24 protein-coding genes are annotated in these 23,570 nt (G+C 56.6%); 12 read left to right on the plus strand and 12 right to left on the minus strand.

Annotation, left to right across the window (positions count from 1 at the left end):
• The first annotated feature begins 18 nt into the window (after nucleotides 1-18).
• Genes rpe through trpS form a run of 3 tightly spaced genes read left to right on the plus strand, consistent with a single transcriptional unit; the run spans nucleotide 19 to nucleotide 2,447 of the window.
• The gene (gene rpe, locus INF77_RS12695; protein ID WP_023333698.1) at nucleotides 19-696 is read left to right on the plus strand and encodes a ribulose-phosphate 3-epimerase; all 678 of its coding nucleotides are present in this window, start codon (nucleotides 19-21) and stop codon (nucleotides 694-696) included.
• Nucleotides 689-1,450, plus strand: a complete 762-nt coding sequence (gph, locus tag INF77_RS12700; RefSeq protein WP_041911923.1) for a phosphoglycolate phosphatase — start codon at nucleotides 689-691, stop codon at nucleotides 1,448-1,450. Before rpe ends, gph begins: the two co-directional genes overlap by 8 nt.
• Complete coding sequence (gene trpS, locus INF77_RS12705) at nucleotides 1,443-2,447, plus strand: tryptophan--tRNA ligase (RefSeq protein WP_028014657.1); 1,005 nt, start codon at nucleotides 1,443-1,445, stop codon at nucleotides 2,445-2,447. Before gph ends, trpS begins: the two co-directional genes overlap by 8 nt.
• A gap of 72 nt (nucleotides 2,448-2,519) precedes the next feature.
• Here trpS and INF77_RS12710 read toward each other — a convergent pair whose 3' ends face one another.
• The 5 genes from INF77_RS12710 to tsgA all read right to left on the minus strand — a co-directional run bounded on the left by INF77_RS12710 (nucleotide 2,520) and on the right by tsgA (nucleotide 8,654).
• Nucleotides 2,520-2,690 (minus strand): YhfL family protein, encoded by a 171-nt coding sequence (locus INF77_RS12710; protein WP_008503029.1) that lies wholly within the window; start codon nucleotides 2,688-2,690, stop codon nucleotides 2,520-2,522.
• Nucleotides 2,691-2,834: 144 nt separating this feature from the next.
• A complete protein-coding gene (gene cysG, locus INF77_RS12715; RefSeq protein ID WP_193532538.1) occupies nucleotides 2,835-4,208 on the minus strand; it encodes a siroheme synthase CysG in 1,374 nt (457 codons plus the stop codon).
• 135 nt (nucleotides 4,209-4,343) lie between these two features.
• Nucleotides 4,344-4,670 (minus strand): nitrite reductase small subunit NirD, encoded by a 327-nt coding sequence (nirD, locus tag INF77_RS12720; RefSeq protein ID WP_045259347.1) that lies wholly within the window; start codon nucleotides 4,668-4,670, stop codon nucleotides 4,344-4,346.
• Nucleotides 4,667-7,210, minus strand: coding sequence for a nitrite reductase large subunit NirB (gene nirB / locus INF77_RS12725; RefSeq protein ID WP_028014653.1), 2,544 nt, complete (start codon nucleotides 7,208-7,210; stop codon nucleotides 4,667-4,669). Before nirB ends, nirD begins: the two co-directional genes overlap by 4 nt.
• 259 nt (nucleotides 7,211-7,469) lie before the next feature.
• Nucleotides 7,470-8,654 carry an MFS transporter TsgA gene (gene tsgA, locus INF77_RS12730; RefSeq protein WP_028014652.1) on the minus strand — a complete coding sequence of 395 codons (1,185 nt, stop codon included), beginning with the start codon at nucleotides 8,652-8,654 and terminating at the stop codon, nucleotides 7,470-7,472.
• Between the two features lie 278 nt (nucleotides 8,655-8,932).
• Here tsgA and ppiA point away from each other — a divergent pair, with 278 nt between their 5' ends.
• From ppiA to INF77_RS12750, 4 genes are all read left to right on the plus strand, one after another.
• Nucleotides 8,933-9,505 (plus strand): peptidylprolyl isomerase A, encoded by a 573-nt coding sequence (ppiA, locus tag INF77_RS12735; protein ID WP_041911929.1) that lies wholly within the window; start codon nucleotides 8,933-8,935, stop codon nucleotides 9,503-9,505.
• 105 nt (nucleotides 9,506-9,610) lie between these two features.
• Complete coding sequence (locus tag INF77_RS12740) at nucleotides 9,611-10,195, plus strand: putative adenosine monophosphate-protein transferase Fic (protein WP_028014650.1); 585 nt, start codon at nucleotides 9,611-9,613, stop codon at nucleotides 10,193-10,195.
• Nucleotides 10,196-10,225: 30 nt separating this feature from the next.
• The gene (gene pabA, locus INF77_RS12745) at nucleotides 10,226-10,789 is read left to right on the plus strand and encodes an aminodeoxychorismate synthase component 2 (RefSeq protein ID WP_182035562.1); all 564 of its coding nucleotides are present in this window, start codon (nucleotides 10,226-10,228) and stop codon (nucleotides 10,787-10,789) included.
• A gap of 86 nt (nucleotides 10,790-10,875) precedes the next feature.
• Nucleotides 10,876-12,096: an aspartate aminotransferase family protein gene (locus INF77_RS12750; protein ID WP_193532537.1), complete on the plus strand. Its 1,221-nt coding sequence runs from the start codon at nucleotides 10,876-10,878 to the stop codon at nucleotides 12,094-12,096.
• Here the strand turns inward: INF77_RS12750 and INF77_RS12755 are convergent.
• Both INF77_RS12755 and crp read right to left on the minus strand, forming a co-directional pair.
• Complete coding sequence (locus INF77_RS12755) at nucleotides 12,093-14,180, minus strand: YccS/YhfK family putative transporter (RefSeq protein ID WP_193532571.1); 2,088 nt, start codon at nucleotides 14,178-14,180, stop codon at nucleotides 12,093-12,095. The genes INF77_RS12750 and INF77_RS12755 overlap by 4 nt on opposite strands.
• A 57-nt stretch (nucleotides 14,181-14,237) precedes the next feature.
• Nucleotides 14,238-14,870: a cAMP-activated global transcriptional regulator CRP gene (gene crp / locus INF77_RS12760; protein WP_000242758.1), complete on the minus strand. Its 633-nt coding sequence runs from the start codon at nucleotides 14,868-14,870 to the stop codon at nucleotides 14,238-14,240.
• A 311-nt stretch (nucleotides 14,871-15,181) separates the two neighbouring features.
• Between crp and INF77_RS12765 the strand changes: the two genes are divergently transcribed.
• Nucleotides 15,182-15,586, plus strand: a complete 405-nt coding sequence (locus INF77_RS12765) for an OsmC family protein (protein ID WP_008503018.1) — start codon at nucleotides 15,182-15,184, stop codon at nucleotides 15,584-15,586.
• A gap of 66 nt (nucleotides 15,587-15,652) precedes the next feature.
• Here INF77_RS12765 and INF77_RS12770 read toward each other — a convergent pair whose 3' ends face one another.
• The 4 genes from INF77_RS12770 to INF77_RS12785 form a co-directional block, all read right to left on the minus strand.
• Nucleotides 15,653-16,522, minus strand: a complete 870-nt coding sequence (locus INF77_RS12770; RefSeq protein ID WP_028014646.1) for a phosphoribulokinase — start codon at nucleotides 16,520-16,522, stop codon at nucleotides 15,653-15,655.
• Between the two features lie 30 nt (nucleotides 16,523-16,552).
• The gene (locus INF77_RS12775) at nucleotides 16,553-16,771 is read right to left on the minus strand and encodes a YheU family protein (RefSeq protein WP_013099053.1); all 219 of its coding nucleotides are present in this window, start codon (nucleotides 16,769-16,771) and stop codon (nucleotides 16,553-16,555) included.
• A complete protein-coding gene (locus tag INF77_RS12780; RefSeq protein ID WP_045259342.1) occupies nucleotides 16,768-17,790 on the minus strand; it encodes a hydrolase in 1,023 nt (340 codons plus the stop codon). Before INF77_RS12780 ends, INF77_RS12775 begins: the two co-directional genes overlap by 4 nt.
• Before the next feature lie 111 nt (nucleotides 17,791-17,901).
• A complete protein-coding gene (locus INF77_RS12785; RefSeq protein WP_028014644.1) occupies nucleotides 17,902-19,806 on the minus strand; it encodes an ABC transporter ATP-binding protein in 1,905 nt (634 codons plus the stop codon).
• 132 nt (nucleotides 19,807-19,938) lie between these two features.
• Here INF77_RS12785 and kefG point away from each other — a divergent pair, with 132 nt between their 5' ends.
• The 4 genes from kefG to slyD all read left to right on the plus strand — a co-directional run bounded on the left by kefG (nucleotide 19,939) and on the right by slyD (nucleotide 23,188).
• Entirely contained in the window at nucleotides 19,939-20,490 is a 552-nt protein-coding gene (gene kefG, locus INF77_RS12790; RefSeq protein ID WP_006812200.1) for a glutathione-regulated potassium-efflux system ancillary protein KefG, read from the plus strand.
• Entirely contained in the window at nucleotides 20,490-22,295 is a 1,806-nt protein-coding gene (kefB, locus tag INF77_RS12795) for a glutathione-regulated potassium-efflux system protein KefB (protein WP_193532536.1), read from the plus strand. Before kefG ends, kefB begins: the two co-directional genes overlap by 1 nt.
• 13 nt (nucleotides 22,296-22,308) lie before the next feature.
• Nucleotides 22,309-22,509, plus strand: a complete 201-nt coding sequence (locus INF77_RS12800) for a YheV family putative zinc ribbon protein (RefSeq protein WP_003861689.1) — start codon at nucleotides 22,309-22,311, stop codon at nucleotides 22,507-22,509.
• Between the two features lie 94 nt (nucleotides 22,510-22,603).
• Nucleotides 22,604-23,188 (plus strand): peptidylprolyl isomerase, encoded by a 585-nt coding sequence (gene slyD, locus INF77_RS12805; protein ID WP_022649596.1) that lies wholly within the window; start codon nucleotides 22,604-22,606, stop codon nucleotides 23,186-23,188.
• Between the two features lie 51 nt (nucleotides 23,189-23,239).
• On the opposite strand, the gene INF77_RS12810 is transcribed toward slyD, so the two are convergent.
• Complete coding sequence (locus INF77_RS12810; protein WP_028014642.1) at nucleotides 23,240-23,458, minus strand: protein SlyX; 219 nt, start codon at nucleotides 23,456-23,458, stop codon at nucleotides 23,240-23,242.
• Between the last annotated feature and the right edge of the window lie 112 nt (nucleotides 23,459-23,570).

A 23,570-nucleotide genomic window follows, 5' to 3' on the forward strand; every position in this document is an offset into this window, starting at 1 on the left:
CATTTCAAGGAGATGCGGATGAAACAGTTTTTGATTGCCCCCTCAATTCTGTCGGCCGATTTTGCCCGCCTGGGTGAAGACACGGCGGAAGCTCTCGCAGCTGGCGCAGATGTCGTCCATTTCGACGTTATGGATAACCACTACGTTCCCAATCTGACCATCGGTCCGATGGTGCTCAAGGCCCTGCGTAACTACGGCATTACCGCACCGATCGACGTTCACCTGATGGTGAAGCCTGTCGACCGCATCGTGCCTGACTTCGCCGCAGCGGGCGCCAGCATTATCACTTTCCATCCGGAAGCCTCCGAGCACGTTGACCGCACGCTGCAACTGATCAAAGAGAACGGCTGTAAGGCGGGGCTGGTGTTTAACCCGGCAACACCGTTGAGCTATCTCGATTACGTGATGGACAAGCTGGACGTGATTTTGCTGATGTCCGTTAACCCGGGCTTTGGCGGCCAGTCGTTCATCCCTCACACGCTGGATAAGCTGCGCGAAGTGCGCCGTCGCATTGACGAGTCTGGCTATGATATTCGTCTGGAAGTGGACGGCGGTGTGAAAGTGAATAATATTGGCGAAATTGCGGCAGCGGGCGCGGATATGTTCGTTGCAGGTTCGGCAATTTTCGACCAACCGGATTACAAAAAAGTCATTGATGAAATGCGCCGCGAGCTGGCGAAGGTAAGTCATGGATAAATTGCAGGCAATTCGGGGTGTGGCATTCGACCTCGACGGCACGCTGGTGGACAGCGCGCCGGGCTTAACGAGCGCCGTCGATCAGGCGCTGTATGCACTGGAACTGCCCGTTGCGGGCGAAGATCGTGTGATTACGTGGATTGGCAACGGTGCCGATGTCCTGATGGAGCGCGCGCTGACGTGGGCTCGTCAGGAACGCGCGTCGCAGCGTTCCGCGCAGGGGAAACCAAGCGTCGATCACGCCGATATCCCTCAGGATGAGCAGCTGCGTATTCTGCGCAAGCTGTTCGATCGCTTCTACGAAGAGGCCGTCGAGGAGGGGAGTTTCCTGTTCCCGGACGTCCAGGAAACCCTGAGCGCGCTGCACGCAAAAGGCATCCCGCTGGGGCTGGTGACCAACAAGCCGACGCCGTTTGTTGCGCCGCTGCTGGAAGCGCTCAATATCGCGAAATATTTCTCCGTGATTGTAGGCGGGGATGACGTGCAGAACAAAAAGCCGCATCCGGAGCCGCTGTTGCTGGTGGCAGGAAAATTATCCTTAACGCCTGCGGAGCTGCTCTTTGTCGGGGATTCGCGTAATGATATTCTGGCTGCCCGAGCGGCGGGGTGTCCTTCCGTCGGATTAACCTATGGCTACAACTACGGTGAGGCCATTACGCTGAGTGAGCCGGATGTTGTGTTCGATCACTTCAAAGATTTGTTGCCCGCACTCGGGCTTTCGCACAGTGAACATCAGGAATTGAATAATGACTAAGCCCATCGTTTTTAGTGGCGCACAGCCTTCAGGTGAATTGACCATTGGTAACTACATGGGTGCGTTGCGTCAGTGGGTCAGCATGCAGGATGACTACCATTGCATTTACTGCATTGTAGATTTGCATGCTATCACCGCGCGTCAGGATCCTGAGAAGCTGCGCAAAGCCACCCTGGACACCCTGGCCCTCTATCTGGCCTGCGGTATCGATCCTGAAAAGAGCACCATTTTCGTTCAGTCTCACGTGCCGGAGCATGCGCAGCTGGGCTGGGCGCTGAACTGCTATACCTATTTCGGCGAGCTGAGCCGCATGACCCAGTTCAAGGATAAGTCTGCCCGCTACTCTGAAAACATCAACGCTGGCCTGTTCGACTATCCGGTGCTGATGGCGGCCGACATCCTGCTGTACCAGACCAACCAGGTGCCGGTGGGTGAAGACCAGAAGCAGCACCTGGAGCTGAGCCGTGATATCGCCCAGCGCTTTAACGCGCTTTACGGCGACGTATTCAAAGTGCCAGAGCCGTTTATTCCGAAATCCGGCGCGCGCGTGATGTCGTTGCTGGAGCCAACCAAGAAGATGTCCAAGTCTGACGATAACCGCAACAACGTTATCGGCCTGCTGGAAGATCCGAAATCGGTGGTGAAAAAGCTCAAGCGCGCGGTCACCGACTCCGACGAGCCGCCTGTGGTGCGCTACGACGTGCAGAACAAAGCGGGCGTCTCCAACCTGCTGGACATTCTCTCCGGCGTGACCGGCCAGAGCATTCCCGAGCTGGAAAAACACTTCGAAGGCAAGATGTACGGCCACCTGAAGGGTGAAGTGGCAGAGGCCGTTTCCGGCATGCTGACCGAGCTGCAGGAGCGCTACAACCGCTACCGTAACGACGAAGCCTTCCTGCAGAAGGTGATGAAAGACGGTGCGGAAAAAGCCAGCGCGCGCGCGTCCGAAACCCTGAAAGCGGTGTACGAGGCGATTGGGTTTGTGGCGAAACCTTAAGCCGCCACCCGACAAATACGGACTCAATAAAAAAACCGGGAAATCCCCGGTTTTTTTACGCCTGAAAAACGCTTACTGCTGTGCCGCCGGGCCGCAACCGCCGATGATCTTCGAAATGGAGATCGCCGGGTGCAGCAGGTAATCGTAGCTGCAGTTATTTTTAGTATTTTGAACGTGACCGGTGCAGGCGGTCAGAGTCGATAACAGGCCAACCAGAACGGCGGCTTTTGCCAGCTTGAACATACGCATTCCTTGTCTAAAAATCTTAAAATGGATGTAACATGAGGGAATAAATGGAAAAGTTCCATTATGCGGGCGGTATGTTATCGACTGAGGTATGAAGGGAGTAGTCCGCTTAAGGACTACTCGAAGGAGGGAGAATATGCGTTAGTGATTCGAGAACCAGTTCAGTTTATCGCGCAGTTCAACCACGCGACCCACCACAATCAGCGCCGGGCTTTCGACCTGCTGCGCCAGCTCACCGAGCTGCGTCAGCGCGCCATTCACCACGCGCTGCTTGATTGACGTCCCGTTTTCCACCAGCGCAACGGGCATATCAGCCTCCATGCCGTGTTCCAGCAGTTTCGCCTGGATGGTGGCGGCCTGGTTCAGCCCCATGTAGAACACCAGCGTCTGCTTTTCAGCGGCCAGGTTATGCCAGTCCAGCTCGCTGCCGGTTTTCAGGTGGCCCGTGACCAGACGCACGCTTTGAGCGTAGTCGCGATGTGTCAACGGAATGCCTGAGTAGGCTGAACAGCCGGATGCCGCCGTTATGCCCGGCACCACGGAGAACGGAATGCCTGCATTGCACAGGGTTTCCAGCTCTTCGCCGCCGCGGCCAAAGATAAACGGATCGCCGCCCTTAAGGCGCACCACGCGTTTTCCCTTTTGCGCTTCACGCAGCAGGATCTGATTAATCTCCTCCTGCGGCACGCAGTGGTAGCCTGCCCGTTTACCGACGAAGACGCGGTCGGCGTCGCGGCGCACCAGGTTCATGATGTCATCGGAGACCAGGCGGTCATACACCACGATATCCGCCTGCTGGATCTGCTGGAGCCCTTTCAGGGTCAGTAAACCCGCATCTCCCGGACCAGCCCCGACCAGCACCACTTCACCACGGTGATCCAGCGGCTCGCTCAGCAGCTGCTCGGTCGTCTCTTCAACCGCTTTCGCGTCCTGATTCGCCAGCGACTGCGCCAGCCTGTCGTTAACGAAAAATTTCTCCCAGAAGCGACGACGCTCACCCACGGTTGAGAAGGTTTGCTTCACGCGGGAGCGAAGCTGCCCGGCGTAGTGGGCTATCTGGCCGAGATGCTGCGGCAAAATAGCTTCCAGTTTCTCCCGCAGCAGGCGGGCAAGTACGGGCGAGCGGCCGCCGGAAGACACCGCGATCATCAGCGGTGAACGGTCGATAATCGACGGCATGATAAAGCTGGCCTCTTTCGGCGCATCCACCACGTTGCAGAAGATCCGGCGCGCTTCGCAGGCGTCGCTGACGCGCTGGTTCACTTCATCGTTATCCGTCGCGGCAATCGTCAGCCAGCAGGTATCCAGCAGGGACTCATCAAACTCCCCCTGCACCAGCGTGAGCATCCCTTCCTGAGCCCAGACGTCAAACTGCGGAGCGAAGGTGAGGGCATTGACGGTCAGTCGGGCTCCGGCTTCCAGCAACAGGCGCGCTTTGCGTTCAGCCACATCGCCGCCGCCTACAAGCAGGCAGTCGCGATGGCGTAATTGACAGAAAATCGGCAGGTGGTCCACGACGTTACCTCACAGCATTCAAGGAGGGGGTAAGAATTGACGTCAGGATAACAGCAGGAATCGTACAGAACATACGGTTTTTCCTGCCGTTACCCATAAGGGGTCATAAGCCTTTCCTATTGGAAAGGCGGAGGGTTACGCTTTGAGCTGCACCTTGCCGTCCTTCACGCGGGCGTCGTAGTGCTTCACCGAGAAGCTTTCATCTTCCATGCAGTGCCCGTCGGTTAAGCGGAAACGCTGCTTTTTCAGCGGGCTGGCGACCCACAGCTCACCCTGGTGTTCAGCAATCAGACCGCGGGAGAGCACGCTGGCCTCAAAGAACGGATCGATATTGCTGATGGCAAAGACCTGTTCATCGTGGCGAGGGCGGAAAATAGCTACCTGCTCGTTACCCAGCAAAGCACAGACGCCGGTTGCTGGCAGAATGTCGTTAATGTTGCAGATGTTTACCCACTGGCTCATGCGTTTTCCTCCACCAGCATCACCGGAATGCGTTCATACGGGGTTGCAGGACGATGCTGTTCGCGCTCCGGCACCACCTGCACGTTCGGGTCGCGCTGGGTGCTGTTGATAAAGTGTTTGAAGCGCGTCTGCGCCGCCGGGGTGTTGACGGTTTCGGTCCACTCGCAGATCACCGCCTCGCGCAGGCGAGCCATCTCGGACTCAAGCTGTTCGTTCAGACCCAGCTTGTCGTCAATGATGACCGACTTCAGGTAGTCGATACCGCCTTCCAGGTTATCGAGCCAGGAAGCGGTACGGGTCAGCTTATCGGCGGTACGAATGTAGAACATCATGAAGCGGTCGAGATACTGGATCAGCGTGTCGCGATCGAGATCCGCCGCCAGCAGATCCGCGTGGCGTGGTTTCATCCCGCCATTGCCGCACACGTACAGGTTCCAGCCTTTCTCGGTGGCGATGATCCCTACATCTTTACCCTGCGCTTCCGCACATTCACGGGTACAGCCGGAGACGCCGAACTTCATTTTGTGCGGGGTACGGATGCCTTTGTAGCGGTTTTCCAGCTCGACGCCGAATCCCACGCTGTCGCCCACGCCGTAGCGGCACCAGGTGCTGCCCACGCAGGTTTTCGCCATACGCAGCGCTTTGGCATATGCGTGACCGGTTTCGAAGCCCGCTTCAATCAACTGACGCCAGATTTCCGGCAGATCATCCTTCTGCGCGCCAAACAGGCCGATACGCTGGGAACCGGTGATTTTGGTGTACAGATTAAATTCACGGGCGATACGGCCCACGGCGACCAGCCCTTCCGGGGTGATTTCGCCACCGGCGGAACGCGGAATGACGGAGTAAGTACCGTCTTTCTGGATGTTCGCCAGGAAGTTATCGTTGGTGTCCTGCAGCGGCGTGTGTTCTGGTTTGAGCACGTACTCATTCCAGCAGGACGCCAGCAGGGAGCCGACGGTCGGTTTACACACTTCACAGCCGTAACCCTGGCCGTGTTTCTCCAGCAGTTCGTCGAAGGACTTGATGCCTTCCACGCGGATCAGATGGTACAGCTCCTGCCGAGAGTAGGCGAAGTGCTCGCACAGGTTGTTGTTCACTTCGATGCCCTGTTTCGCCAGTTCAGCGTTCAGCACCTGAGTCACCAGTGGAATACAGCCGCCGCAGCCGGTACCGGCTTTGGTTTCGGCCTTCAGCGCCGCAACGGTGTGGCAGCCTTTATTGATGGCGGAGATCAGCATGCCTTTGGTGACGTCGAAGCAGGAGCAAATCTGCGCGCTGTCCGGCAGTTTATCTACGCCGATAGATGGTTTACCGCTGGAGGCGTGCGCCGGCAGGATCAGCGCGTCCGGGTTTTCCGGCAGCTCAATGGCGTTCAGCACCAGCTGGAGCAGGTTACCGAAGTCGCTGGTATCGCCCACCAGCACCGCACCGAGCAGGGTTTTGTTGTCCTGGCTGACGATAAGGCGTTTGTAGACCTCTTTGCTTTCGTCCAGATAGACGTAGCTGCGGGAGTTCGGGGTGCGGCCATGCGCATCGCCGATACCGCCTACGTCCACGCCCAGCAGCTTCAGCTTGGCGCTCATGTCTGCGCCGGTGAAGGCGTTTTCGCTGCCGAGGATATGGTCCACGGCGACCTGCGCCATTTTGTATCCTGGTGCCACCAGACCGTATACCCGGTTATTCCAGCTGGCGCACTCGCCAATGGCGTAGATATCCGGATCGGAGGTCTGGCAGGTATCGTTAATCATGATCCCGCCGCGCTGGGCTACGGCCAGGCCGCACTGCGTGGCGAGCTTGTCGCGCGGACGAATACCGGTGGAGAAGACGATGAAGTCCACTTCCAGCTCGCTGCCGTCGGCAAAGCGCATGGTTTTACGCGCTTCTGTGCCTTCCTGCACGATCTCTTTGGTGTTCTTGCTGGTGTGAACCTTCACACCCATGCTTTCGATTTTACGACGCAGCTGGTCGCCGCCCATGTGGTCCAGCTGTTCCGCCATCAGCATCGGGGCAAATTCGATAACGTGGGTTTCAACGCCGAGGTTTTTCAGCGCGCCTGCCGCTTCCAGGCCCAGCAGGCCACCGCCAACAACCGCACCGCGTTTGCTTCGACGTGCGCAGGATTCAATGGCGTTGAGGTCTTCAATGGTACGGTAAACGAAGCAATCCTGGGTTTCCGACCCTTTAATCGGCGGGATCCACGGATACGAGCCAGTCGCCATGATCAGCTTATCGTAAAAAACCGTACGCCCGGCGCTGGAGTGGATCACTTTCTCCTGACGGTTGATGGTGATAGCGCGTTCGCCCACCAGCACTTTTACGCCATGCTTCTCGTAGAAACCTTCGCGCACCAGAGAGAGCTCTTCGGCGGTATGGTGAGAGAAGTAGGAAGACAAGTGCACACGGTCGTACGCCTTGCGGGGTTCTTCACAGAACACGGTAATATCGAACTGGTCAGCATCGGCTTTATCGAGAAGATCCTCAATAAAGCGGTGGCCGACCATGCCGTTACCGATGATAGCGAGTCTGACTTTGCTCATTTTTGCCTCGATTTCTTTTCTATTACTGCCTACCTTAACGATTCAGCAGGGGCACTTATTGATGCAAATCAAATACGCCTTCACCTACCCCTTAGTGGGTATATCTATGATTTATCAGGTTTTTTATAAGTAACGGATATTGTTTGATTTTTGTGCTTGCTTGCTTTTCGCACAAATTTGACGGGGTTTTTACGAATCGGCATTCAGAGCGGGTAGGCAGGGTAAAACCCCTTTGCAGAACGCAAAGGGGTTTTGACGATTAGTGGGTAGCCGTTGCCGTATTGTGCTGGCGGTGACGGGTCACGAAGCCTAGAATGAAACACATGATAAACACCACGGCATACAGACCGTTAGCGGTGTGCAGCGCGGCCAGCGGGCCGCTGTGCGCCACAATCGGGCCCGTGACCACGAAGGTCAGCATGGTGCCGATGGTGCCGCAGGTCAGCACGAAGTTCACCAGCTTTGGCGAAGCCACTTTGGTCTGCAGGGAGCCCAGGGTGATGATTGAGGTGTAAATCGCGCTGGAGAAGAAGCCCAGGGTCAGGATGAACCATGGCATATGCTCCGGGGAACCGTTGATGAACAGATACATCAGCACGGTCGCCAGACCCGCCAGGACGGTCAGAATACGTTGCAGGTCGAAGAAGCGCAGGATGAAGCTAAAGGCCCACATGCCGAACATGTAAGACATCCAGAAATCGCTCACCAGTTTGCCCGCGTCGTTCAGGCTCATCCCCAGACCTTTAGCGTATTCAGGTACCCACGAGATAAAGCCCAACTGACCGAGGATGTAGCACAGGGCGGCAATGGAGAGGAACAGCACGCCGATACCCCATTTTTCTTTCGCCACCGGCTCTGAGGTGGTCTGCGCTTTTTTGCCCAGCACCGGGAAGTCACAGCCGAAGGTCAGAATGAAGATCGCGACATAGACCAGACCGATACAGGCGTATACCCAGTACCATTCAATGCTGCGCGCGAGCAGATACGCGGCGACCATCGGGAAAATCATCCCGGCCATGCTGAAGAAGGAGTCGGTAAACAGCAGGCGCGCGCCGCGCTGGCGGCCTTCATACATGTGCGTAATAAGGAACGTACCGATCGACATCGTGATCCCGCTGACCAGGCCCAGCACGAACATGGCGGCAGAGAACAGGGCGATGCTGTGGCTCAACATCAGGCCCGCCACGGCGGCAACCATCAGCACGAAGCCGAAGCGCAGCTGGGTTTTCAGCGGGACGATTTCCATCAGCCAGGCATTCAGGAAAATTGAGATCAGGATCCCCGCGTTGAGGAAGGTGAAGGTGTTACTCATGCTGGAAACGGGCAGCTGGAAGTAGTCTGCGATATTTCCCATCACCATCCCGGTGACGATCACCAACGCGCCGGTCAGGGCGTAGGAGAAGAAGCTTATCCATGTGAGCTTGATGCGATTGCTGTTAGTCATGTCTGGCCTGTTCAGAAAAAGAAAAGCGCCGGGAGGGCGCTGAGAGCGGGCAGATTTTAGTCGCTAAAGTGATCTATTCCTATCTTTTAAGGGAAATGAATATGCCATTGCAGGTTTTAGTGTGATCCAAGTCACACTAAATGGCGGTATAACCAATCGTTTGCGCAGTAATAATTGTTTCAATTTCGTAAAATTAGGTAAAAGGCTGGTCTCGGTTCATACTGCTCTTTAGAATCAAGCCATTCGCTTTTTATACTGCGCTTTGTTAAGGAATTCTCATGCTCAAATCAACACTGGCGGCTGTCGCAGCTGTGTTTGCTCTTTCTGCCGTTTCCCCTGCTGCGCTGGCAGCCAAAGGGGACCCTCACGTTCTGCTGACCACCTCTGCCGGGAACATTGAGCTGGAACTGAATAGCCAGAAAGCTCCGGTTTCTGTGAAAAACTTCCTCGACTATGTGAACAGTGGTTTCTATAACAACACCACCTTCCACCGCGTGATCCCTGGCTTCATGATTCAGGGCGGCGGCTTCAACGAGCAGATGCAGCAGAAACAGCCTAACCCACCCATCAAAAACGAAGCGGACAACGGCCTGCTGAACAAGCGCGGCACCATCTCCATGGCGCGCACGGCGGATAAAGACAGCGCCACCAGCCAGTTCTTCCTCAACGTGGCGGATAACGCTTTCCTCGACCACGGCCAGCGCGACTTCGGCTATGCGGTCTTCGGTAAAATTGTGAAAGGGATGGACGTGGCGGACAAAATCTCTCAGGTTCAGACCCACGATGTCGGTCCATACCAGAATGTGCCGTCTAAACCTGTCGTTATCATCTCTGCAAAAGTTCTGCCGTAATCCTCTTTGACACGGGCGATCCTCGCCCGTGTTGTGACCCCTCCCTGCGAAAGCGCGTTTTGCTGCTTATACTTGTGGCAAACGGACTATTCAGGGAGGCGTTAAGTGAAAAAACTCACCGATAAGCAAAAATCCCGTCTCTGGGAGCAACAGCGTAACGTCAATTTTCAGGCCAGTTGTCTCCTTGAAAAAGGTAATGGTCCTTCAGAGCCCGGCATTGAGACGCTGGAGCTTGGGCCTTCAGCGCCCGGGCTACCGCATCTGTGCCTCATTCATCGCCATCTGTATCACAGAGAGATGAAGCAGGCAGGCGAATTCCGTACCGACGATATTTTTAAGGGTGACATTCCCTTCTGCCATTTTGAGTACATCGAGACGATGGGTAACGAACTGATGGCGGCTCTGGAAAGTGATAAGTATCTTGTGGGTCTTGAAAAAGCGGCGTTTGTTGAAAAAGTGAGCCATTACTACTGTGAAATCAATATGCTGCATCCCTTTATGCGCGGTAATGGCATAGCTCAGCGCGTCTTCTTTGAGCAGCTGGCCATCCACGCGAATTACGCGCTGGACTGGCGGGATATTGATCCCGAGCAGTGGGTGGCGGCGAACCGAAGCGGTGCCACGGGCGATTTGACCGCGCTGAGCGCTATCTTTGCCAAAGTAGTGAGCGAAGCGCGGGAATCTGAGTAGAATAGGGCGGCATTTTTTTCGGGAGCCGCCATGATTCTGCTGATTGATAACTACGATTCCTTCACCTGGAACCTTTACCAGTATTTTTGTGAACTGGGTGCAGAGGTGGTTGTCCGCCGCAACGACGAACTTAGCCTGTCTGATATTGAGACGCTGGCTCCGCAGAAAATCGTCATTTCGCCGGGACCGTGTACGCCGTCGGAATCGGGCATTTCTCTGGAGGTTATTCACCACTATGCCGGCAGGCTGCCGATCCTGGGCGTCTGTCTCGGTCATCAGGCGATTGCCCAGGCATTTGGGGCTACCATCGTGCGTGCCGCGAAAGTGATGCACGGCAAAACCTCGCCGGTCACCCACACCGGCACGGGCGTATTCACAGGGCTCAATAACCCGCTAACCGTGACGCGCTACCATTCGCTGGTGATTGACCCACCGACGCTGCCCGACTGCTTTGACGTGACCGCCTGGAGCGATACGCAGGAGATCATGGGGATTCACCACCGCGAGTGGGATCTCGAAGGCGTCCAGTTCCACCCTGAAAGTATCCTCAGCGAGCAGGGGCACGCACTGCTGGCAAATTTCCTCAATCGCTGAATATCTGTTGCCTTGTTGTGAGTTTTTATGCATATTTTGTGATTACATTTTCACAATGAATGTGACATAAAATGGATGGGCATGACATGGCAACTGAACAACCAGCAATTACCCGCGCGACATTCGATGAAGTGATTCTGCCGATTTATGCACCGGCTGAATTTATCCCGGTGAAGGGGAAAGGCAGCCGCGTCTGGGATCAGCAGGGCAAGGAGTATGTGGATTTCGCGGGCGGTATTGCGGTCACGGCGCTGGGCCACTGCCATCCTGCGCTGGTGGACGCGCTGAAAACCCAGGGCGAAACCCTGTGGCACACCAGCAACGTGTTCACCAACGAACCTGCGCTGCGCCTGGGCCGCAAGATCATTGATGCCACGTTTGCCGAGCGCGTGCTGTTTATGAACTCCGGCACCGAAGCTAACGAAACCGCCTTTAAGCTGGCGCGCTACTACGCCACCACGCGCCACAGCCCGTACAAAACTAAAATCATCGCCTTCCATAACGCCTTCCACGGACGCTCTTTCTTTACCGTCTCCGTTGGCGGCCAGCCGAAGTATTCCGACGGCTTCGGTCCGAAACCAGCCGACATTATCCACGTGCCGTTTAACGATCTGCACGCGGTGAAAGCGGTGATGGACGACCACACCTGCGCGGTGGTGGTGGAGCCGATTCAGGGCGAAGGCGGCGTGACCGCGGCAACCCCGGAATTCCTGAAAGGGCTGCGCGAACTGTGCGACGAACATCAGGCGCTACTGGTGTTTGATGAAGTGCAGTGCGGGATGGGGCGTACCGGAGAGCTGTTTGCCTACATGCACTACGGCGTGACGCCGGATATTCTGACCAGCGCCAAAGCGCTCGGCGGCGGTTTTCCGGTGAGTGCGGTACTGACGACGCAGGAGATTGCCTCTGCGTTCCACGTCGGGTCTCACGGCTCGACCTATGGCGGTAACCCGCTGGCGAGCGCCGTGGCAGGTGCCGCGTTCGACATCATCAACACGCCAGAGGTGCTGAACGGTGTTAGCGCGAAGCGCGAGCTGTTTGTGCAGCATCTCCAGCAGATTAACAATAAGTACGACGTATTCAGCGAGATCCGCGGCATGGGGCTGCTTATTGGTGCGGAGCTTAAGCCGCAGTACAAAGGCCGTGCGCGTGATTTTCTGCATGCCGCCGCTCGCGAAGGGGTGATGGTGCTAAATGCCGGGCCTGACGTGATGCGCTTTGCGCCATCGCTGGTGGTGGAAGAGAAAGATATTGACGACGGGTTAACCCGCTTTGCCGCGGCGGTCGAGAAGATCGTAAAAGGCTAATACTCGGTTCGCTTTAACCGCCGCGTTAACCAAATGCCGTGATGCGGGCGCTGACGCCATGCCACCGACGAAATGGTGTGCATGGTGTTCAGATGTCCCAGCACGCGCTGCAAATGCTGCTCCAGGGTGCTCATCGGCCCGTGGGTCAGCGTCTCCGGTGCCTCCAGAATGTTCGAATCCCCCGACTCGCCCGGCGCGTCATACTCCAGACGCTGCTGACACCGCTGCAGGGCAATTTCACAGGACTGCAAATAGCGCTGCGCCAGATCCGGCGTCAGCATGGTGTGTTCGCGCGCCAGCGTGGTCATGGCATTGATGTGCTCGACGATAAACTGGCTGTGCGTGACCCACAGCTTCATATCGGCAAGATAGTGTGAGTTAAAGCCCGGCTCCTGCATCGCCTGGTTGAGCGAGTTAAACAGTGCGTTGTGCGCCTGGTTGACCTTCATCCGCTGATACGCCAGCGGGGAAGGCTGCGGATCGTCGCTCAGGATCAGACGAATGGCCTGCTGATCGGCCTCCAGCGCGTCGTGGGCGTTCTGCCTCAGCAGCCCGCTCTGCCACTGCGGCCACAGCCAGACCATGCCGCCAAAGGCGATCAGGCAGCCAATCAGCGTGTCGATCAGGCGGGCAACGATGAACTGTTCGCCGTTAAGCGTCAGCAGCTGCAGGGTATATACCGCCGTCACCGTAAAGCCCACCATCGCCCAGCCGTAGTTTTTGCGAATGATTAGATAGCTTACCAGGGTGATCGCCAGCATGCCCGCCAGGGTATAGCCTTCGGGCACGTGAAAATGCAGCGTCACGCCCGCAATAATCAGCCCCGCCATCGTGCCGCCTGCCCGGTGCAGAATGCGCACCCGCGTGGCGCCATAGCCGTTCTGGGTAACAAACAGCACGGTCATTAAGATCCAGTACGGTTTCGGCAGTTGGAGCGCCATGCCCATCAGGCTGGCGATACTGAGCATGACGCTAATCCTTGCAGCGTTGCGCAGAGCGGAAGATTTCAGAGACAGGTAGCTTCTCAGCGCCGGCAGCAGCGGCAGACGTTTCTGTTTATCCGCCATCAGGTCACGGGAATAAAGCGGGCGCTGGGTGCGCAGCACGCGGGCGATGCGGCTGAAGTGCCAGGCGGCAAACTGGCCGACCGGGTTATCCGGGTGCTGACGGGCGATTTTCTCCAGCGCGCCGAGCTGTTTGTCCATGTTAAAGCGCGTGGGGTAGCGGTGGTAGAGAATATCATCGGCCAGCACCCGCAGGCGCGCGGAGACGGTCTGCGCGTTCCAGCGGATCACCGCTTCGGCATGGCTGCGCTCAACCAGCTTTTGCACCTCCTGCGGGTGGTGAAGGCTAACGGAGATATGCTCCTGAAGATCCAGCCCCACCTGAAAGGTGCGCAACAGCCGTTTATATTCGTGGTTCTTGTTGGCGGCGAGCATATGCAGCTGCTGATAGCACTGGCTTATCAGGTCTACCACCTTTTGCTGGCGCGTCAGCAATGGCGGTAAGGATTTTTCCGGATCCGTATGCTGGGTGAGCAGGGTGTATTTGGCTTCACAGTAATCCGCAAGCTGCACGTAGAGCAGGCTCAGAGATTCGCGCAGCGGCTGCTCCCGCCACAGCCAGAACCAGAACCAGTTAAACAGCCCGTACCACAGCGTGCCGAGGGCGTAGATCAACAGCGGCTCCCACACGGGCATATTACCGGCGAGGCTCAGGGTGAAGATGGCCGCAATGAGTGACGCGGGAAGCAGCCGGGCATGGAGCGAGCTGATTTCGGCGGTGACGCCGAGGGTCATCGCCAGCACGGTCAGGATCAGCGGCAGGGGAATATCGCGAGCCAGCAGAAGCTGCACCGCGAGGCTACAGCCAGCAAACAGCGAGCCGCCAATTATCAGACGTTTGAAAAAGCGTTTATGGGGCGTGTCCAGACCGGCAATGTTGCAGCAGGCGGGGACGAGAGAAAACAGCAGGCCCTGCTGAAGATGTCCCAGGATCAGGCCCACGGCCACGGGAAGACACAGCACCAGCGTTTGTCGTAGTGCATAGTTAACTTCCGGGTGATAGATCAGCCTGCGCCACATGGGGAATAGAGACAAAAACGGCGTGACACCCCGCGATGGCACGCCGTTTAGGCAGGATTAACGGGTTCCGTAAACCACGATGGTTTTACCGTGGGCGGAGATCAGGTTTTGATCTTCCAGCATTTTCAGAATACGGCCCACTGTTTCGCGGGAGCAACCGACGATCTGACCGATTTCCTGACGGGTAATTTTAATTTGCATGCCGTCTGGGTGGGTCATCGCGTCTGGCTGTTTCGCCAGGTTCAGCAGAGTCTGCGCGATACGGCCAGTCACGTCCAGGAAGGCGAGGTTACCCACTTTCTCTGACGTCACCTGCAGACGGCGCGCCATCTGGGAAGAAAGACGCATCAGGATGTCAGGGTTTACCTGAATCAACTGACGGAATTTCTTATAAGAAATTTCAGCCACTTCACATGCTGTCTTTGCGCGAACCCAGGCGCTACGTTCCTGGCCTTCTTCAAACAGGCCCAGTTCACCGATAAAATCGCCCTGGTTCAGATAGGAAAGGATCATCTCTTTGCCTTCCTCATCTTTGATCAGCACTGCCACCGAGCCTTTGACGATGTAATACAACGTTTCCGCTTTTTCACCCTGGTGAATCAGCGTGCTCTTCGATGGGTACTTATGAATGTGGCAATGAGACAAGAACCATTCGAGAGTCGGGTCTGTTTGCGGTTTGCCAAGCACCATGCGCTGTTATCCTCTGTTATAAGCTGTCACCAGAGTCATCAGATGCATCCGGACTCTGGGGTTGCAATCGAATTCTTACCCATACCCTGGGAAGTCGGCTGTCGTAACGTTTCGCAGCCAGTAAAGTTTGATGTCCTCTGCATACATGTGTAACGTCAATGTATTACTGTAGCATCCTGAGTGTTTTAGCATAGCTTTTGCCGCGTGTCTCCTGGTGTCTCGCTTCAGCATGATGCAGGTCGCCTTCCATTGCGAGAAATGTAACGCACGCGTAATCTGTCACCAAAAATGCAACGTTGGAGTTAATGAATATGCAAGCGCGCGTGAAGTGGGTTGAAGGTTTAACGTTCCTGGGCGAGTCCGCATCAGGACACCAGATTTTGATGGATGGTAACTCCGGCGATAAAGCTCCAAGCCCAATGGAAATGGTGCTGATGGCGGCAGGCGGATGCAGCGCGATCGACGTGGTGTCGATTCTGCAAAAAGGCCGTCATGACGTGACGGATTGCGAGGTTAAACTCACCTCAGAGCGTCGCGAAGAGGCGCCACGGCTGTTCACCCACATTAATCTGCACTTTGTTGTCACCGGGAAAGAACTGAAAGACGCGGCGGTCTCACGCGCGGTGGATCTCTCTGCGGAGAAATACTGCTCTGTGGCGTTAATGCTGGAGAAAGCGGTAAAAATCACCCATTCGTATGAAGTGATCGAGGCCTAATTATTGGGGCATCGTGCGTGTTGATGCCCTCACCCTAACCCTCTCCCACGGGGAGAGGGAACATGTTCACGCGATCTGCTTCCCTTCCATCAGTCGCTCCACCAGCGGCGTCATGATCAGCTCCATTGCCAGCCCCATTTTTCCACCGGGAACCACTAACGTATTCATGTGGGAAATAAACGAGCCCTGCAGCATCGCCAGCAGCCAGGGGTAATCAATGCCTTCAAGATTGCGGAAGTGGATCACCACAAAGCTCTCATCCAGCGAAGGGATGCTCTTCGCCGCGAACGGATTGGAAGTGTCCACGGTCGGCACCCGCTGGAAGTTAATGTGCGTGCGGGAGAACTGCGGCGTGAGATAGTTGATGTAATCTTCCATGGAGCGCACCACCGAGTCCATTACCGCCTCGCGCGAATGGCCGCGCTCGCTCATGTCGCGCGTCAGCTTCTGGATCCACTCCAGGTTAACGATCGGCACCACCCCGACCAGCAGATCCACATGGCGCGCCACGTCGTGCTGAGGTGTGACAACGCCGCCGTGCAATCCTTCATAAAACAGCACGTCGGTGGGTTCCGGCAGCGGTTGCCAGGGGGTAAAGGTGCCCGGCACCTGATTCCAGGGTACGGCTTCGTCGTAGGTGTGCAGATACTTACGGGACTGCCCGGTACCGCTCTGACCGTATTCGCGGAAGGTTTGCTCCAGCAGGCCGAAATCATTGGCTTCCGGGCCAAAGTAGCTGATGTGTTTACCCAAATCGCGTGCCTTGCGGATCGCCATGTCCATCTCAGGCCGCGTATAGCGGTGAAAGCTGTCGCCTTCGACCTCCGCCGAACGGAGATTCAGCTGGGCGAAAATCTTGCGAAAAGCGAGGCTGGTGGTGGTGGTTCCCGCACCACTCGACCCCGTAACGGCAATAATGGGATGTCTGGCAGACATAGCAACTCCCTGACGGAAAAGGTTGGAAGATCAGCCGTGAAACGCGTTGCGGGGCATGATATTGACCGTCTCATGCAGTTCTGACCACACCAGCACCACGTCGCCGCTTTTCAGCTGGCGTTTTACATCGTTGACCTTTTGCTCAAGCGAACGCTCATGTTCACCATAATCGGTGCCTTCGCGTAATACAAAGCTTTCAATCAGATTATCGAGCGTTTCGGGAGCCAGATCCTGCCAGGGAATGATCATTTTGCACCATCCAGATAAGGAGTCAGCCAGTCAGGAATGCGCGCTTCCAGCCACATTTTCGGCCTGCGCAGCGTGCCGCCGATGAACCCCACGTGGCCACCATGTTCGGTCAGCTGGTAGTGAACGTTGTCAGGCAGGAATTCCTGCGCGGGAATAGAGTGATGATCCATGAACGGGTCATCTTTGGCGTGAATAATCAGCGTCGGCTGCGTGATTTTGCTGAGCAGCGGCATGGCGCTGCACTGTCGGTAATAGTCGATAGCATCGGCGAAGCCGTGAATTTTGGCGGTGATTAGATCGTCGAATTCGCGGATGCAGCGTACCTTTTTCAGCTGGCGCAGACTTACCGGCAGGGTATCCGGATAGGCCTTCAGCTTTCGCGCCGCGTTGGCTTTCAGCAGGTTGAGCAGATAGCGCTGATAGACGCGAGAAAAGCCTTTTTCCATGTGGTAGCTGCACTGCTCCAGCATAAACGGTGCGGAGACAATCACTGCTGCATTCAGCGGTACGCTGTCACCCTCTTTGGCCAGCAGACAGGCGAGCATATTACCGCCCAGCGAGTAGCCCACGGCGGCCGTTGGCGCGGCGCCATAATTTTCCCGCAGCCAGTGCAGAAACCACGTGCCGTCTTCGGTTTCACCCGAGTGATAAATGCGTTTCTGACGATTCGGCTCGCCGCTACAGCCGCGAAAATGCATCACCACGCCGAGCCAGCCGCGCGCTTTGGCGGCCTCAATTAACCCATGCGCATACGGACTGTGCAGGCTGCCTTCTAAACCGTGAAAAACCACCAGACGCGGCTTATGAAGAGCCTGTTCCGGCGCTTCGCTCCAGGCGAGATCCAGAAAATCACCGTCCGGCAGATCGAGCCGTTGCCAGTGCGGAGTGAACTGGACCTTGCGGCGGATCAGCCGCGGCAGCATGGTCTGCAAATGGCAGTTGGTCACGCCGCGCATGGGCACGAACTCGGTGCTGTCTTCGGCTGTAATGTCGAAGTCTGATGGAATGATTTGGGTCATAAGGACGATGCTGATTCTTGTCAGAAATTCACTATACCTTCCGAATTGTACCCCGTTTAGCCTGGATTTCCGAACCAGAGATAGATTCCGTTCGCACAACGGGGTAAAAATTCAGTCTGCCTGCAGCATCGCTTCCAGCTGTTCCTGGGCATCCAGCCATGCCATTTCGCACTCTTCGAGGCTGGATTTAGCTTTCGCCTGCGTTTGCAGACAATCCGTTAGCTCCGCTTTACGGCTCTGATCGTACAGGTCGCTGTCGCCCAGCTTCTCTTCGACGGCGGCAAGCGTGGCGTTGAGCTTTTCCATCTCTTTTTCAAGACGGGCAATCTCTTTACGCAGCGGCTGGGTCTGGGTGCGCAGTTCCGCTTCGCGGCGCTTCTGGTCTTTACGCGACTGTGCGCTGTTGACGTTGTCTTTCGCTGACTCTTCCGGCTGGTTTTCCTGCTTTTGTACGTCCGTCAGCCACTGCTGGTAGTCTTCAAGATCGCCGTCGAACGGTTCGACTTTGCCGCCGTGTACCAGGTAGAGATCGTCGGTGGTGGAGCGGATCAGGTGGCGATCGTGCGACACGACAACCAGTGCGCCTTCGAACTCAATCAGCGCTTCGGTCAGCGCCTGACGCATGTCGAGATCCAGGTGGTTGGTCGGTTCATCGAGCAGCAGCAGGTTGGGTCTCTGCCAGACGATCAGCGCCAGCACCAGACGGGCTTTTTCGCCGCCGGAGAAACGCTCGGTGTTTTCGGTCACCTTATCGCCCTGGAAGCCGAAGCCGCCGAGGTAGTCGCGCAGTTTCTGCTCCATTTCCTGCGGGGCAAGACGCGCCAGATGCTGAATCGGGGATTCATCCGCTCGTAAAAATTCCAGCTGATGCTGGGCGAAATAGCCAAGCTTAATGCCCTTCGCCAGGCCGATTTCACCGCTGGTTGGGTTAAGCTCGCCCGCGAGCAGCTTAATTAACGTTGATTTACCGGCGCCGTTGCGCCCCAGCAGGCCAATGCGCGAACCCGGCACCAGGTTAAGCTTGATAGAGTCGAGGATGATGCGATCCCCATAACCCGCGCTGACCTTTTCCATCTTCAGCAGCGGGTTCGGCAGGCTTTCCGGCGCGCGGAAGCTGAAGTGGAACGGGTTATCCACGTGTGCCGGGGCGATCATCTCCATGCGTTCCAGCATTTTAATGCGGCTCTGGGCCTGCTTGGCTTTTGACGCTTTAGCTTTGAAGCGATCCACGAAGCTCTGCAGGTGCGCCACGCGCTGCTGTTGGCTTTCATACATCGACTGCTGCTGAGCAAGGCGCGTCGCGCGCTGGCGCTCGAAGGAGCTGTAGTTGCCGGTGTACTCGAACATGGTTTGCTGTTCGATATGAATGATTTTATCCACCACCGGGTCGAGGAAGTCGCGGTCGTGGGAGATGAGAATCAGAGTGCCCTGATAGCTCTTGAGCCACTTCTCGAGCCAAATAACCGCATCGAGATCGAGGTGGTTGGTCGGTTCATCGAGCAGGAGCAGGTCTGAGCGGCAGATCAGCGCCTGCGCCAGGTTGAGGCGCATGCGCCAGCCGCCGGAGAAGTCGCTTACCGGGCGTTCAAGCTGTTCATTGCTGAAGCCCAGGCCGTGCAGCAGGCTGGAGGCGCGGGAGCGAATGGTCCACGCGTCGATGGCGTCCAGCTTGCCGTGAACGGTAGCGATGGCGTGACCGTCGTTGCGCTCGTTGGCCGCGTTGAGTTCCGCTTCGAGCTTACGGTACTCGCGATCGCCGTCGATAACATAGTCGAGTGCCGGTTCGCTCAGGGCTGGCGTCTCCTGGTTTACCCAAGCGAGCTGCCAGTTCCCCGGGAAGGTAAAGTTACCACCATCCGCGCTAATCTCGTTTTTCAGCAGCGCCAGCAGGGTGGATTTACCGCAGCCGTTTTTGCCGACCAGACCCACTTTCTGGCCCGGGTTGATGGTAGCAGTGGCGTTATCCAGCAGGACGCGCACGCCGCGACGAATTTGTAACGAGGAGAAAACAATCATAGAAGCGCCGTATGTTCCGACTATGTTAATTTGTCATTATGATAATGTAAGGTGTGGGCCATTTTCCCCACCGGGCCGCCATGGTAGCCCAAAACGACAACAATACACAAAAACAGAACCGGGAGGGGAGTGATGTCTCAGACAGCGAAAGTGCTGCTGCTGTATGCCCATCCGGAATCTCAGGACTCGGTGGCGAACCGGGTGCTGCTTAAGCCGGCCACACAGCTCAGTAACGTCACGGTGCACGATCTCTACGCGCACTATCCTGATTTCTTTATCGATATTCCTTACGAGCAGGAACTGCTGCGTCAGCATGACGTGATTGTATTTCAGCATCCGCTCTATACCTACAGCTGTCCGGCGCTGCTGAAAGAGTGGCTGGACCGCGTGCTGAGCCGGGGCTTCTCCAGCGGGGTGGGGGGCAACCAGCTGGCGGGAAAGTACTGGCGCAGTGTGATCACCACCGGTGAACCCGAAAGCGCTTACCGTCACGACGGGCTGAACCGCTATCCCATGAGCGACATCCTGAGGCCGTTCGAGCTGACGGCGGCCATGTGCCGCATGCACTGGATGAGCCCGATTATTGTTTACTGGGCACGGCGTCAGGACCCGAAAGCGCTCGCAAGCCACGCCAGAGCCTACGGCGAATGGCTGGCATCACCGATTCCGGCAGGAGGTCGTTAATGGAAGGATCGAATTTACTCCTCGCCGGGGTGCTGTTTTTATTTGCCGCCGTCGTCGCGGTGCCGCTTGCCGCCCGTATCGGCATCGGGGCGGTGCTGGGGTATTTGCTTGCGGGGATCGCCATTGGCCCATGGGGACTGGGTTTCATCAGCGACGTGGATGAAATTCTCCACTTCTCGGAGCTCGGCGTGGTGTTTCTGATGTTCATCATCGGCCTCGAACTGAACCCGTCGAAGCTGTGGCAGCTTCGACGCTCTATCTTTGGCGTGGGCGCCGCGCAGGTGCTGTTTAGCGCCGCGATTCTGGCTGGCCTGTTAATGCTGACCAACTTTTCCTGGCAGGCGGCGGTGATTGGCGGGATTGGTCTCGCAATGTCGTCGACGGCGATGGCGCTGCAGCTGATGCGCGACAAGGGGATGAACCGCAATGAGGCCGGACAGCTGGGCTTTTCGGTGCTGTTGTTCCAGGATTTAGCGGTGATCCCGGCGTTGGCGCTGGTGCCGCTGCTGGCGGGCTCGGGCGACGATCACTTCGACTGGGCAAAAATTTCCATGAAGGTGCTGGCCTTCGCGGGCATGCTGATTGGCGGACGTTTCCTGTTACGTCCGGTGTTCCGCTTTATTGCCGCCTCGGGCGTGCGAGAGGTGTTTACCGCCGCGACGCTGCTGCTGGTGCTCGGCTCGGCGCTGTTTATGGACGCGCTGGGGCTGTCGATGGCGCTGGGCACCTTTATTGCCGGCGTGCTGCTGGCGGAGAGTGAATATCGGCACGAACTGGAAATTGCCATCGATCCCTTCAAAGGGCTGTTGTTAGGCCTGTTCTTTATTTCGGTGGGAATGGCGCTCAATCTTGGCGTGCTTTATACCCATTTGCTCTGGGTTGCGGTGAGTGTTGCGATCCTGGTGGCGGTGAAAATGCTGGTGCTGTACGTCATGGCGCGTATCTACGGGTTGCGCAGTTCGGAACGCATGCAGTTTGCCAGCGTGTTGAGCCAGGGTGGCGAGTTTGCGTTTGTGCTGTTCTCCACCGCCTCCTCCCAGAAGCTGTTTAAAGATGACCAGATGGCGCTGCTGCTGGTGACGGTAACGCTGTCGATGATGACCACGCCTCTGCTGATGAAGATGGTGGATAAACTCCTGTCGCGCCGCCTGAATCCGGCAGACGATGAAGATGAAGCGCCGTGGGTAGAAGACGATAAGCCGCAGGTGATCGTCGTGGGCTTCGGCCGCTTCGGGCAGGTGATTGGCCGCCTGTTGATGGCGAACAAAATGCGCATTACGGTGCTGGAGCGCGATATCAGCGCGGTCAACCTGATGCGCAAATATGGCTACAAGGTCTATTACGGCGATGCCACTCAGCTTGAGCTTCTGCGCTCGGCCGGGGCGGAAGCCGCGGAGTCTATCGCCATCACCTGCAACGATCCGGAAGATACGATGAAGCTGGTGGAGCTATGTCAGCAGCACTTCCCACACCTGAATATTCTGGCGCGTGCCCGGGGGCGTGTTGAAGCTCACGAATTGTTGCAGGCAGGTGTGAAACACTTCTCCCGTGAGACGTTCTCCAGTGCGCTGGAACTGGGGCGCAAGGCGTTAATCTCCCTGGGGATGCATCCTCACCAGGCGCAGCGCGCCCAGATGCACTTCCGCCGGCTGGATATGCGCATGCTGCGCGAATTAATGCCTGTACATAGCGATACGGCGCAGATCTCCCGCGTGCGGGAAGCGCGGCGCGAGCTGGAGGAGATCTTTCAGCGAGAGATGCAGCAGGAACGACGCCAGCTCGACGGCTGGGATGAATTTGAATAAAAGGTAACGAAAGATGGCTGTACGTAAACGCTTTATCGCGGGTGCAAAGTGCCCGTCTTGCCAGGCTCAAGATACGCTGGCCATGTGGCGCGAAAATAATATTGATATAGTTGAGTGCGTTAAGTGCGGTCACCAGATGCGTGAGGCCGACAAAGAAGCACGCGATCACGTTCGCAAAGAAGAGCAAGTGATCGGCATTTTTCATCCAGACTAGCGATATGCTCTGAGTTTTTTTAAGCTTAAGGGTACACGGGTGCAGATTTCCGCTACAATCTGCGCCAGCAATTTTCCCACGCTCAGGAGATATCATGAAAGTAGCAAAAGACCTGGTGGTCAGCCTGGCCTATCAGGTACGTACAGAAGACGGTGTGTTGGTTGATGAGTCTCCGGTGAGTGCGCCGCTGGACTACCTGCATGGTCACGGTTCCCTGATTTCCGGCCTGGAAACTGCGCTGGAAGGTCATGAAGTTGGCGATAAATTCGACGTTGCTGTAGGCGCGAACGACGCTTACGGTCAGTATGACGACAACCTGGTTCAGCGCGTTCCTAAAGACGTGTTCATGGGCGTTGACGAGCTGCAGGTTGGCATGCGCTTCCTGGCTGAAACTGACCAGGGTCCGGTTCCTGTTGAAATCACTGAAGTTGAAGACGACCACGTCGTGGTTGACGGCAACCACATGCTGGCTGGCCAGAACCTGAAGTTCAACGTAGAAGTTGTTGCGATCCGTGAAGCGACCGAAGAAGAGCTGGCTCATGGCCACGTTCACGGTGCGCATGGTCACGACCATGATCACGGCCACGACGGCTGCTGCGGTGGTCACGGCCACGACCATGGTCATGACCACGGCCACGGTAAAGGTGGTTGCGGCAACGGCGGCTGCGGTTGCCACTAATTCCGTCATGCGGAAAATAAAAAAGCGGGATAATCCCGCTTTTTTTACGCCTCAATAATGAGGTGGTGGCGTTTCTTCCGACTGAGAGGCAATATTTGACGGCTGCGTCGCCTTCAGCTTTTCCGTCAGCAGGCGCATATGATCCCGTAGTTTCGCCATTTCGAGTTCGTGCGCGGTCACGGTCTGGTTAAGCTCTTCGATGGTGATGTCCTGAAAAGCCAGGCGGCTTTCCAGCTCAGCCATTCTCGCTTCTATCATTGTGTCCTTCATCATTCACCTCGTTTATATCTGATACGCCATATTGGCCCAGCGGCGGCGCAGTTTAACTGAGTTTATCCTTAAGTGCAGTCTCTATCCCGTTGGCAAGAAACTTATTTAAACA

The sequence above is a fragment of the Enterobacter cloacae complex sp. P1B genome (assembly GCF_014982345.1).
GTDB lineage: Bacteria > Pseudomonadota > Gammaproteobacteria > Enterobacterales > Enterobacteriaceae > Enterobacter > Enterobacter bugandensis.

What these genes read in the sequence shown, in the direction of transcription:
- crp (WP_000242758.1), bottom strand. Translation starts at nt 14,870, where the DNA reads ATGGTGCTTGGCAAACCGCAAACAGACCCGACTCTCGAATGGTTCTTG.
- INF77_RS12750 (WP_193532537.1), top strand. Translation starts at nt 10,876, where the DNA reads ATGGCAACTGAACAACCAGCAATTACCCGCGCGACATTCGATGAAGTG.
- kefG (WP_006812200.1), top strand. Translation starts at nt 19,939, where the DNA reads ATGTCTCAGACAGCGAAAGTGCTGCTGCTGTATGCCCATCCGGAATCT.
- INF77_RS12765 (WP_008503018.1), top strand. Translation starts at nt 15,182, where the DNA reads ATGCAAGCGCGCGTGAAGTGGGTTGAAGGTTTAACGTTCCTGGGCGAG.
- INF77_RS12775 (WP_013099053.1), bottom strand. Translation starts at nt 16,771, where the DNA reads ATGATCATTCCCTGGCAGGATCTGGCTCCCGAAACGCTCGATAATCTG.
- INF77_RS12810 (WP_028014642.1), bottom strand. Translation starts at nt 23,458, where the DNA reads ATGAAGGACACAATGATAGAAGCGAGAATGGCTGAGCTGGAAAGCCGC.
- pabA (WP_182035562.1), top strand. Translation starts at nt 10,226, where the DNA reads ATGATTCTGCTGATTGATAACTACGATTCCTTCACCTGGAACCTTTAC.
- INF77_RS12770 (WP_028014646.1), bottom strand. Translation starts at nt 16,522, where the DNA reads ATGTCTGCCAGACATCCCATTATTGCCGTTACGGGGTCGAGTGGTGCG.
- gph (WP_041911923.1), top strand. Translation starts at nt 689, where the DNA reads ATGGATAAATTGCAGGCAATTCGGGGTGTGGCATTCGACCTCGACGGC.
- rpe (WP_023333698.1), top strand. Translation starts at nt 19, where the DNA reads ATGAAACAGTTTTTGATTGCCCCCTCAATTCTGTCGGCCGATTTTGCC.
- INF77_RS12800 (WP_003861689.1), top strand. Translation starts at nt 22,309, where the DNA reads ATGGCTGTACGTAAACGCTTTATCGCGGGTGCAAAGTGCCCGTCTTGC.
- slyD (WP_022649596.1), top strand. Translation starts at nt 22,604, where the DNA reads ATGAAAGTAGCAAAAGACCTGGTGGTCAGCCTGGCCTATCAGGTACGT.
- INF77_RS12710 (WP_008503029.1), bottom strand. Translation starts at nt 2,690, where the DNA reads ATGTTCAAGCTGGCAAAAGCCGCCGTTCTGGTTGGCCTGTTATCGACT.
- ppiA (WP_041911929.1), top strand. Translation starts at nt 8,933, where the DNA reads ATGCTCAAATCAACACTGGCGGCTGTCGCAGCTGTGTTTGCTCTTTCT.
- INF77_RS12785 (WP_028014644.1), bottom strand. Translation starts at nt 19,806, where the DNA reads ATGATTGTTTTCTCCTCGTTACAAATTCGTCGCGGCGTGCGCGTCCTG.
- kefB (WP_193532536.1), top strand. Translation starts at nt 20,490, where the DNA reads ATGGAAGGATCGAATTTACTCCTCGCCGGGGTGCTGTTTTTATTTGCC.
- nirD (WP_045259347.1), bottom strand. Translation starts at nt 4,670, where the DNA reads ATGAGCCAGTGGGTAAACATCTGCAACATTAACGACATTCTGCCAGCA.
- INF77_RS12755 (WP_193532571.1), bottom strand. Translation starts at nt 14,180, where the DNA reads ATGTGGCGCAGGCTGATCTATCACCCGGAAGTTAACTATGCACTACGA.
- trpS (WP_028014657.1), top strand. Translation starts at nt 1,443, where the DNA reads ATGACTAAGCCCATCGTTTTTAGTGGCGCACAGCCTTCAGGTGAATTG.
- INF77_RS12780 (WP_045259342.1), bottom strand. Translation starts at nt 17,790, where the DNA reads ATGACCCAAATCATTCCATCAGACTTCGACATTACAGCCGAAGACAGC.
- nirB (WP_028014653.1), bottom strand. Translation starts at nt 7,210, where the DNA reads ATGAGCAAAGTCAGACTCGCTATCATCGGTAACGGCATGGTCGGCCAC.
- tsgA (WP_028014652.1), bottom strand. Translation starts at nt 8,654, where the DNA reads ATGACTAACAGCAATCGCATCAAGCTCACATGGATAAGCTTCTTCTCC.